This window comes from Burkholderia singularis (assembly GCF_900176645.1).
In the GTDB taxonomy this organism is placed as follows: domain Bacteria; phylum Pseudomonadota; class Gammaproteobacteria; order Burkholderiales; family Burkholderiaceae; genus Burkholderia; species Burkholderia singularis.
The window spans coordinates 37,167-47,676 of record NZ_FXAN01000064.1 but is presented as its reverse complement, the minus strand read 5'-3'; the positions used below and the strand labels follow the sequence as shown (position 1 = coordinate 47,676).

At 65.1% G+C, this 10,510-nt stretch carries 9 protein-coding genes; 8 read left to right on the top strand and 1 reads right to left on the bottom strand.

Annotated elements, in window-relative coordinates:
* The 5 genes from BSIN_RS14320 to BSIN_RS14300 form a co-directional block, all read left to right on the top strand.
* Positions 1-961, top strand: a 961-nt coding sequence (locus tag BSIN_RS14320) for a DUF3418 domain-containing protein (RefSeq protein WP_143757448.1), incomplete at its 5' end; no start/stop codon positions are given.
* Positions 962-1,292: 331 nt separating this feature from the next.
* Complete coding sequence (locus BSIN_RS14315) at positions 1,293-2,285, top strand: YVTN family beta-propeller repeat protein (RefSeq protein ID WP_089340994.1); 993 nt, start codon at positions 1,293-1,295, stop codon at positions 2,283-2,285.
* Between the two features lie 19 nt (positions 2,286-2,304).
* The gene (locus tag BSIN_RS14310; protein WP_069234129.1) at positions 2,305-3,291 is read left to right on the top strand and encodes a sterol desaturase family protein; all 987 of its coding nucleotides are present in this window, start codon (positions 2,305-2,307) and stop codon (positions 3,289-3,291) included.
* A gap of 177 nt (positions 3,292-3,468) precedes the next feature.
* The gene (locus BSIN_RS14305; RefSeq protein ID WP_089340993.1) at positions 3,469-4,317 is read left to right on the top strand and encodes an EI24 domain-containing protein; all 849 of its coding nucleotides are present in this window, start codon (positions 3,469-3,471) and stop codon (positions 4,315-4,317) included.
* Complete coding sequence (locus BSIN_RS14300; protein ID WP_089340992.1) at positions 4,314-5,126, top strand: competence/damage-inducible protein A; 813 nt, start codon at positions 4,314-4,316, stop codon at positions 5,124-5,126. The genes BSIN_RS14305 and BSIN_RS14300 overlap by 4 nt, the downstream gene beginning before the upstream one ends.
* 91 nt (positions 5,127-5,217) lie before the next feature.
* Here the strand turns inward: BSIN_RS14300 and BSIN_RS14295 are convergent, their stop codons facing one another.
* A complete protein-coding gene (locus BSIN_RS14295; RefSeq protein ID WP_089340991.1) occupies positions 5,218-5,682 on the bottom strand; it encodes a rhodanese-like domain-containing protein in 465 nt (154 codons plus the stop codon).
* Between the two features lie 423 nt (positions 5,683-6,105).
* On the opposite strand from BSIN_RS14295, the gene glnA reads away from it, so the two are divergent.
* The 3 genes from glnA to ntrC all read left to right on the top strand — a co-directional run bounded on the left by glnA (position 6,106) and on the right by ntrC (position 10,383).
* A complete protein-coding gene (gene glnA / locus BSIN_RS14290; RefSeq protein ID WP_089340997.1) occupies positions 6,106-7,521 on the top strand; it encodes a type I glutamate--ammonia ligase in 1,416 nt (471 codons plus the stop codon).
* Between the two features lie 164 nt (positions 7,522-7,685).
* Complete coding sequence (glnL, locus tag BSIN_RS14285) at positions 7,686-8,828, top strand: nitrogen regulation protein NR(II) (RefSeq protein ID WP_069234132.1); 1,143 nt, start codon at positions 7,686-7,688, stop codon at positions 8,826-8,828.
* 37 nt (positions 8,829-8,865) lie between these two features.
* Positions 8,866-10,383 carry a nitrogen regulation protein NR(I) gene (ntrC, locus tag BSIN_RS14280; RefSeq protein WP_089340990.1) on the top strand — a complete coding sequence of 506 codons (1,518 nt, stop codon included), beginning with the start codon at positions 8,866-8,868 and terminating at the stop codon, positions 10,381-10,383.
* Positions 10,384-10,510 lie beyond the last annotated feature (127 nt).

The window sequence follows — 10,510 nt, the reverse complement described above, 5'->3', positions numbered from 1 at the left end:
CGCAACGGCAGCCGGCGGCGACGGTGCGGCGGACCGCGCGGCACGTAGCAAGGGCGCGGCGGGCGGCGGTGCGCGCGGCGCGGCCGGGGCCGACGCCGGCGCGACCGCACTCTACGAAAACCTGACGACCTGGAATTTCGGCAAGCTGCCGGAATTGCTCGAAATCCGCCGGCGGGGCGAGACGCTGTTCGGCTATCCGGCGCTCGTCGACCGGGGCGCGCATTGCGATGTCGAGGTATTCGATTCCCCGGACGAGGCGGCGCGGATTCATCGCGCGGGGCTGCGGCGGCTGTTCGCGCTCCAATTGAAGGAGCCGATCAAATATCTGGAAAAAAACCTGCCCGGCCTGCGCGAAATGGCGATGCAGTTCATCGCGCTCGGCACGCAAGACGAACTGCGTGACCAGTTGATCGCGCTCGCGCTCGATCGTGCGTGCCTGCAGGAGCCGCTGCCGGACGACGACGCGAGCTTCCACGCGCGCCGCGACGAGGGCCGAGGCCGCTTGAGCCTGCTTGCGCAGGAGATCGCGCGGCTCGTCGGGCAGATCCTCGCCGAGTACGCGGGGCTCGCGAAGAAGCTCGCGCAGGCCAAGCCGTTCGCGGCTGCCCATGCGGACATGCAGGGGCAGCTCGCCGCACTGGTCGGCAAGCGTTTTGCCGTCGATACGCCCTATGGGCAGCTCGCGCATTTTCCGCGCTATCTGAAGGGCATCGCGTTGCGGATCGACAAGTTGAAGGCCGATCCCGCGCGCGACGCGCGCCAGCTCGCCGAGCTAGCGCCGCTCGCCCAGCATTACCAGCGCGCGCTCGCGCAGCGCGGCGGCGTGGCCGACGCTCGGCTCGCCGAGTTCCGCTGGCTGCTCGAGGAATTGCGCATTTCGCTGTTCGCACAGGAATTGCGCACGCCGATGCCGGTGTCGGTCAAGCGTCTCCACAAGGTGTGGGAGTCGATGCAGCGCTAACGCGCATTGCTTGGCGCTTGGCCGCGCGGGGTGCGCCGCGGCCCGGTTTCGCCCGGGGCGCGGACAAGCGGACAAGCCGCTTTCCGAGGCGGCAGTGCGCCGCGGCAGAATGCACCCGCGGGTTTTTCTCGATCATGACGCCCATTGCCGCCCGAAGCCACTGCCCCGGCGTCTCGCGCGAGCGGGCAGCAGGGGCAGCAGGGGCAGCAGGCAGCGGGCGGGGCGATGGCCGCCCGCGTTGCGTTCGCTGGACCCCGCAGGGGCGCGACAGGTCAACCGTCGGCCGGCCCAAACGTTCTACAATGACGGCTGTCCCACGACGTGAGTCTTCATGCGCACTTTCCTGTCCTTCGGGCGCGCCGCCGCGCTCGCCGCTGCCTTTCTGGCGCCCGCCGCCGCTTTCGCCAACAATGTCATCGTGCTGAATTCGGCCGAGGCGACGCTGTCGCTGATCGACCAGAACAGCCGTCAGGTCATCGGCACGATGCCGACCGGCAAGGAGCCGCACCACTTGATGGCGACGCCGGACAGTTCGTCGCTGATCGTCGCGAATTCGGTGTCGAACAGCCTGATGTTCCTCGATCCGAAGACGGGCAAGCTGCAGCGCACCGTCGAGAATATCGAAGATCCGTATCAACTCGGTTTCTCGCCGGACCGCAAGTGGTTCGTCGCGGCGGGGTTGCGGCTCGATCGTGTCGATATTTACGGCTACGACGGGCGCGATCTGAAGCTCGTCAAGCGCTTGCCGCTCGAGGTGATGCCGAGTCACCTCGCGTTCACGAAGGACAGCAAGACGGTGCTGGTGTCGTTGCAGGTGTCGGGCGAGCTCGCGGCGATTGATCTGCCGACGCAGACCGTCAAATGGAAGATGAAGGTCGGCAAGGTGCCCGCGGGCATTTGGCTCACGCCCGGCGACCAATATGCGCTCGTCGGAATGACCGGCGCCGATTACGTCGCGGTGGTCGACTGGCGCAACCAGAAGGTCGTGAAAACGATTCCGACTGGCAAAGGCGCGCACAATTTCCGCTCGCTCGCCGACGGCACGCACGTCGCCGTGACGAACCGCGTCGCGAACACGATCAGCATCATCGACGAGAACACGCTGACCAACGTCGGCGATATCACCGGCCTGCTGCCGGGCCCGGACGACATGGAGCTTGCCGCCGACAAGAAGACGCTGTGGGTCACGTTCCGCTTCGCGAAAAAGGTCGGCATCATCGATCTGCCGACCCGCAAGCTCATCCAGACGATCTCGGTCGGCCGCTCGCCGCACGGGATCTATTTCTACGACCGCGCGCCGTGGACGGCGCCGAACGGCGCGTGACGGGCGGCGGGAGCTTGCGATGTTCCACATGATCGCCGCCGCGCTCGACGGTTTCGTGTCGAACCTGCAGACCTGGCTGTATATCGACGTCGTGCAGCCGCTGCTGTTCAAGTTCGACCTGATGGGCTACGACGAGGACACCTACGATGCGCTCTACTGGGTGATCGTCGGCGCGCTGGAGGTGGTCGCGATGTATGCGCTGCTGCGCCCGCTCGAGGCGTTGCGTCCCGTCGAGCGCTGGACGAACCGCAAGGAGGCGCGCGTCGACGTGATCTACACGTTGATCGCGAAGCTCGGCATCTTCAATCTGGGCTTCTTCTTCGCATTCCAGCCGCTGTTCGACCATTTCCAGGCATGGCTGCGCTTCTTCGGCATCGCCAATGTCAATCTGGATTACCTGTGGCCGGGCGTGACGTCGCAGCCGATCGTCGCATTCGCGATCTATCTGATCGTGCTCGATTTCGCCGGTTATTGGTATCACCGCTGGCAGCATCGCTTTGGCATCTGGTGGGAACTGCACGCGGTTCATCACAGCCAGCGGCAGATGTCGCTGTGGTGCGACGATCGCAACCACCTGCTCGACGACGTGATCCAGGCAGGCTTTTTCGCGGCCATCGCGCTGGTGATCGGCGTGCCGCCGTCGCAGTTCGTCGTGCTGACGGCGGTGACGAATTTCGTGCAAAGCATCCAGCATACGAACGCACGGCTGCCGTTCGGTCGGCTCGGCGAGCGGCTGCTCGTCAGCCCGATGTTCCATCGTCGCCATCATGCGGTCGGCTATGGGCACGAAGGCACGAAGTACGGTTGCAACTTCGGCGTGCTGTTTCCGTGGTGGGACATGATGTTTGGCACGGCATCGTGGAGCCGCACGGTCGAGCCGACCGGCATCCGCGAGCAGTACGAGGGCGTGTCGTATGGCGACGGCTTCTGGTCGCAGCACGGGCTCGCGTTCGTGCGGATCGCGAAGCGGCTCGCGCCCAAGAAGCGGGGCGCGGCGTCGGCGTAAGCGGCGGGGCGACGGCGGGCCGCTCGGTCTGCCGCCGAGGCCTTCCGGCGGCTGCCCCGTTTGCCGCATGCGTGATCGAGCCTACGCGGTTCAGGTTTGCGCCGTTTTGCCGCGCGAAAGCCGCGTGGTTTATCCTTGGCTGGCTTTCCCTATTTCCCGCTCGATGATTCTTTCCGCATGAACGATCTGCTGCGCTCCTTCGGCCGGGCGCTCGCGGGTGCGCTGCATCCGCGCATGCTCTGGCTTACCTTCGTGCCCTTCATCGTGGCCGCCGTGGTCTGGGGCGTCGTGCTCTGGTTCACCTGGCAGCCGCTCGTCGACGCCGCGCGCACGGCGCTCGACGGCTTCGCGTTGACGGCGCTGCTCTACAAATTCTTCAATGCAATCGGTGCGTCGCAGTTGCATGCGGTCGTCGCGCCGTTCGTCGTCGTGTCGCTCGCGATTCCGCTGATCGCGCTGACGGTGCTGCTGCTGATCGCGACGCTGTCGATGCCCGCCGTGGTCAATCACCTGTCGAAGCGCTCGTTCGCGACACTCGAGATGAAGCGCGGCGGCACCTGGTTCGGCAGCGTATTCAATTCGCTCGGCGCGGCGCTGGCCAGCCTCGTCGTGTTGGTCGTCACGGTGCCGCTGTGGCTGATTCCGCCGTTTTTCGCGCTGCTGCCGCCCGTGATCTTCGGCTGGCTCACCTATCGCGTGATGAGCTACGATGCGCTCGCGTCGCACGCGAGCCGCGACGAGCGCCGCGCGCTGATGCGCACGCACCGCTGGCCGCTGCTTGGCATCGGCATCGCATGCGGACTGCTCGGCACGGTGCCGACGTTCGTCTGGGTGTCGTCGATCTGGATGATGGTGTTGTTTCCGTTCGTCGCCGCTGCGATGATCTGGGTCTACGCGTTCATCCTGGTGTTCTCGGCGCTGTGGTTCGGCTTCTATTGCCTGCGCGCGCTGGAGGATCAGCGCGCGGCGCTCGCCAATGCGGCAGCGTCGGCGGCGACTTCGAATGAATTGACGAGGCGCGCATGACAATCGGCATCCTTATCATCGGCGACGAAATCCTGTCCGGGCGTCGCCAGGACAAGCACCTAGCCAAGGTGATCGAACTGCTTCGCGCGCGCGGGCTGACGCTCGGCTGGGCCGAGTATGTCGGCGACGATCCCGCGCGGATCACCGCGACGCTCGAGCGCACGTTCGCATCGGGCGACATCGTATTCTCGACGGGCGGCATCGGCGCGACGCCCGACGACCATACGCGCCAATGCGCGGCCGCGGCGCTGCGCGTGCCGCTCGCGTTGCATCCGGATGCCAAGACGCTGATTCAAGCGCGCATCCGCGAGATGCATACCGATCCTGCCACGAGCGTCGATTTCGAGTCGCCCGAGAATCTCCACCGGCTGAACATGGGCGTGTTTCCGCAAGGCGCGTCGATCATTCCGAACGGCTACAACAAGATTCCGGGCTTCTCGGTCGGCGACCATCATTTCGTGCCGGGCTTTCCGGTGATGGCATGGCCGATGATCGAGTGGGTGCTCGATACGAAGTACGCGCATCTGCACCATGCAACGCCCCACGCGGAGCGCTCGCTTTACGTGTTCGAGTTGCCGGAATCGACGCTCACGCCGCTGATGGAGAAGATCGAACGCGATTTTCCCGGCGTGCGGGTGTTCAGCCTGCCGAGTGTCGGCGACGCGGAGCGCGGCGGCATCTACGCGCGCCGGCATATCGATCTCGGCGTGAAGGGCGAGCCGGAGGCGGTGGCGGCTGCGTTTGTCAAGCTGCGCGAAGGGGTGCATCTGCTTGGCGGCGATATCGTGGAGCCCCATATCGAATCCTGAGACGCTGGATGCGCGGCCCTGTCGGGCCGCTCGCCCGGTGCGCGTCATCGTCGTGTCATCGGCTGACCGGACGATGATGGGCGGCTGCGCATCATGCGCCGATCCACGGTAGGCCGCGGTGGCACCAGCCGTCGACTGTCTTGCGATGTCCTTGCGAATCCTTCGTGCCTTCGAATCCTTCGAGCAGATCGTAGGCCTTCGCGAAGCCGGCCTGCGCGGCGGCAATCGCGGCGAGCTTCGAGCGCGCGGCGCTGCGGCACAGGAATAGCACGGGCTGGTCGGCGCGCACGATCGAGCGCAATTGGTCGATGAATTCCGGATTGGGCACGCCGCCCGGATAGCGGGTCCATTCGATATGCGCATACTGGCCGTCGCCGACGAGGGGCCGGCCAACCCAATCGAGTTCCGCGCGGGTGCGCACGTCGACGAGACGCGCGTTCGGATCGAGTTGCAGCAATTCGAAGGATTCGGCGGGCGACAGCGCGCCGGCATAGGTCAGGCCGCCTTGCGTGCGGCGCGCGTCGGCCTGGGCATAAAGCTGTTCTAGTGTGCTCATGGCGGGAGGTCTCCTGCAGATCAAAAAATCATTCTAGCGTGCCGCGCAATTGATGATGGGAGAGCAAATCGTAATCTGAATGGCTCGTCGGTCCATCCACTTTGACGGCCCCGGAAATCACCAATTCGGTGCAGAATTGCTCTTTTGCACCTGGACGGTGATTTCAATTGGTGGGGTTGGCGGGTGCGCACAATTCATGTGCGATATCGGGAGCATCGGCCTGCATCCAAGCCCCGAAAAAGCGCGCCGATGCCCAGGCCGCGCGCGGCAAGACACAATTCGCGCCGCTCTGGCGCATATATGGCATGAAAGCTGCTTTATCGGGATGGATCGGTTGTACGCGGCAAAGAACGCTGCGCCCAAGCAGCTCGCTTAACGAGGCGGTCCCAGTCCGCCGGATTTGTTCAATCAGGAGAAGAGGTTATGAGTAAAACCGTCGCCGACGTCATGCAGCTCGTGAAGGACGAGGACGTCAAGTTCGTCGATTTCCGCTTCACGGACACGCGCGGCAAGGAACAACACGTTTCGGTGCCGGTGTCGGCTTTCGAGGAGGACAAGTTCGAAAGCGGCCACGCGTTCGACGGCTCGTCGATCGCCGGCTGGAAGGGCATCGAGGCGTCGGACATGTTGCTCGTTCCCGATCCGAACACGGCTTTCGTCGATCCGTTCTATGAAGAGTCGACGCTCGTTCTGACCTGCGATGTCGTCGAGCCTGCCGACGGCAAGGGCTACGAGCGCGATCCGCGTTCGCTCGCCAAGCGCGCCGAAGCGTACCTGAAGAGCACGGGCCTGGGCGACACCGCGTTCTTCGGCCCGGAGCCGGAATTCTTCATTTTCGACTCGGTCCAGTGGAACACGGACATGTCGGGCTGCTTCGTCAAGATCGGCTCGGAAGAAGCGCCGTGGTCGTCGGGCAAGGAATTCGAAGGCGGCAACACCGGCCACCGTCCGGGCACCAAGGGCGGCTATTTCCCGGTCGCGCCCGTCGACACGTTCCAGGATATGCGCTCGGAAATGTGCCTGTTGCTCGAGCAGATCGGTATTCCGGTCGAAGTGCATCACCATGAGGTCGCGGGCCAGGGTCAAAACGAGATCGGTACGAAATTCGCGACGCTCGTGCAGCGTGCGGACTGGACTCAGCAACTGAAGTACATTGTCCACAACGTCGCGCACACGTATGGCAAGACGGCGACGTTCATGCCGAAGCCCGTCGTCGGCGACAACGGCTCGGGCATGCACGTGCACCAGTCGATCTGGAAGGACGGCCAGAACCTGTTCGCGGGCAACGGCTATGCCGGCCTGTCCGAATTCGCGCTGTTCTATATCGGCGGCATCATCAAGCACGCGCGCGCGCTGAACGCGATCACGAACCCGACGACCAATTCGTACAAGCGTCTCGTGCCGCACTTCGAGGCGCCCGTGAAGCTCGCGTACTCGGCGCGCAACCGCTCGGCGTCGATTCGCATTCCGCACGTGTCCAATCCGAAGGGCCGCCGCATCGAAACGCGTTTCCCGGACCCGATGGCCAACCCGTACCTCGCGTTTTCGGCGCTGATGATGGCGGGCCTCGACGGCGTGCAGAACAAGATTCATCCGGGCGAAGCCGCCGACAAGAATCTGTACGATTTGCCGCCGGAAGAAGACGCGAAGATCCCGACCGTCTGCGCCGGTCTCGACCAGGCGCTCGATGCGCTCGACAAGGATCGTGAGTTCCTCACGCGCGGCGGCGTGTTCACCGACGGCATGATCGATGCGTACCTCGAACTGAAGGAAGGCGAGTTGCAGCGCTTCCGCATGACGACGCATCCGATCGAGTTCGAGATGTACTACTCGCTGTAAGCGGCGATGGCGCTTCGTTTCGTCGGCGGGCGAAGCGCCGCGGCGCCGACCGGCCTTCGCGCGGCAGGTGCGCGCGAAGGCTTCGGACCTTGAGGGGACGGCGGGACGCCGTCCCCTTTTTGTTCCGCCCGTCATGGCGGTTTTTGACACGGCATCCACGCAAGATGGTTCTGAAGAATCTGATCAAGGCCAGGGCTGGCCACTCGGAGCGCTTGTCGGACGATGACCGGCTGGCGCGCTCCGGGCTATTGACCGGGCTCGAAGCGTTGCCCACGGTCGTGCTCGTGCTCGACCGGCGCACGCTCAAGATTGCATTTGCGAATCCGTCGGCAGAGGCGATGCTCGACATCTCGCGGCGGCAACTGTCGCAGATGCCGTGGGGCGAGATTTTTCCGAACGCGAACGAGCTGGCGACGACGATCACCGCGATCGGCGAGGAGCGCTTCCATGCGACCCATCTCGACACCGTGCTCGACCGCCCCGGCCGCGAACCGTTGCATGTGCACGCGATCGTCGGTTTTCTCGAGGGGGCGCCGGACTACGTGCTCGTCGAACTGTTCGAAAACGAGCGGCAGTCGCGCACGGATCGCGAGGAACGGATTCACGATCTCACGGCCGTCAACAAGCAGTTGATCCGCAATCTCGCGCACGAAATCAAAAATCCGCTCGGCGGCATTCGCGGCGCCGCGCAACTGCTCGAATTCGAGCTTGGCGAGCGCGAGCGCGGCGAGCTGCGCGAGTACACGCAGGTCATCATCAAGGAATCGGACCGGCTGCAGACGCTCGTCGACCGTCTGCTCGAGCCGCACCGTCATCCGCACATCGTCGGCGACGTGAACATCCACGAGGTGTGCGAGCGGGTGCGCGCGGTGATGCTCGCGGAGTTTCCGCGCGGGCTCACGATCGAGCGCGACTACGACGTCAGCGTGCCAGACCTGCGCGGCGACAAGGAGCAGTTGATCCAGGCGCTCCTGAACGTCGTGCGCAATGCGGCGCAGGCGTTGCGTGAGCGTATCGCGCAGGGCGACGCGAGGATCGAGTTGCGCACGCGCGTCGCGCGCAAGGTCACGATCGCCAAGCGTCTGTACAAGCTTGCGCTCGATTTGCGCGTGACCGACAACGGCCCGGGCATTCCCGACGACATCCGCGACCGGATCTTCTATCCGCTCGTGTCGGGGCGCGAGGAGGGCAGCGGGCTCGGTCTCACGCTCGCGCAAACGTTCATCCAGCAGCACGACGGGATGATCGAAGTGGACAGCCGGCCGGGCCGCACCGAATTTCAGATTTTGCTGCCGCTCGATTCGTGAGCGGCGGCGCAGTGATTCTCCATACCTCTGACCGACTATGAAGCCGATCTGGATAGTAGACGACGACCAATCGATCCGCTGGGTGCTCGAAAAAGCGCTCGCGCGCGAGAGCTTCGCGACGAGGAGCTTTGCGAACGTGCGCGACGCGCTTGCCGCGCTCGATCATGAAACGCCGCAGGTGCTCGTATCCGATATCCGGATGCCGGGCGGCTCGGGGCTCGAGCTGTTGCAGGCGATGCATGAGCGCCTGCCGGGGCTGCCCGTCATCATCATGACCGCGTTCTCGGATCTCGACAGTGCGGTTGCCGCGTTTCAAGGCGGCGCGTTCGAGTATCTGGCGAAACCGTTCGACGTCGACAAGGCGGTGGAGCTGATCCGCCGTGCAGTCGACGAGAGCCTGCGCGGCGGCGCGCCCGACGACGACCGGCTCGCCGATGCGCCCGAGATGCTCGGCCAGGCGAGTGCGATGCAGGATATGTTCCGCGCGATCGGCCGGCTGTCGCATTCGGTGGCGACGGTGCTGATCACGGGCGAATCGGGGACCGGCAAGGAACTCGTCGCGCGTGCGCTGCATCGGCACAGCCCGCGCGCGAACGGCCCGTTCATCGCGCTCAACACGGCTGCGATTCCGAAGGATCTGCTCGAATCCGAACTGTTCGGCCACGAGCGCGGCGCGTTCACCGGCGCGCAGACCACGCGTCAGGGGCGCTTCGAGCAGGCGGAGAACGGCACGCTCTTTCTCGACGAAATCGGCGACATGCCGTTCGATCTTCAGACCCGGCTGTTGCGCGTGCTGTCGGACGGGCAGTTCTATCGCGTCGGCGGTCATAGCCCGTTGCGCGCGAACGTGCGGGTCATCGCGGCGACTCACCAGAATCTCGAGGCGCGCGTGCGGCAGGGATTGTTCCGCGAGGATCTGTATCACCGGCTCAACGTGATCCGTTTGCGGTTGCCGGCGCTGCGCGAGCGCAGCGAAGACATCGCGCTTCTTACGCGCCACTTTCTGCAAAAGAGCGCACGCGAACTGGGCGTCGAGCCCAAGCGGGTATCGGACGAGGCACTCGCCTATCTGAGCTCGCTGCCGTTTCCCGGCAACGTGCGGCAGCTCGAGAATCTCGCAAACTGGCTGACGGTGATGGCGCCCGCGCAGACGATCGAGATCAAGGATCTGCCGCCCGATCTCGTCGCAACGCAGGTCGCGGCGGCCGGCGCGGGCGCGCACGAAGCCGCCTCGGGCGGCGACGTGCACGCTGGTGGCGGCCGCCCGGCTGTCGTGCCGCCGGCCGCCGTCGCGGGCGTTGCCGCCGTCGCGAACAACGCGCCGCCAGTCGCCGTCTATCCGTTATGGGAACATGGGCTGCGTACCGAGGTCGCCCGCTTGTTGCGCGAGAATTCCGCCGATGTGATGGACGCGCTTGCGCGCCGCTTCGAGGCCGCGGTGATTCGCGAGGCGCTTGATTTCACGCGCGGTCGCAAGGTCGAGGCGGCAGAGCGGCTGGGCATCGGCCGCAATACGATCACGCGCAAGATTCAGGAGTTGCATCTGGAGTCGTGATGCGGTTGAGCCGGGCGTTGGCGCCGGTTGCGACGGCGGCGGGGGATAGCATGCGTCTGAACGGGTGCGCGCGGCTCGCCCGGCGATCCGGGCGTGTTCCGAACGCTCGCGCATTCGGCCCGAAACG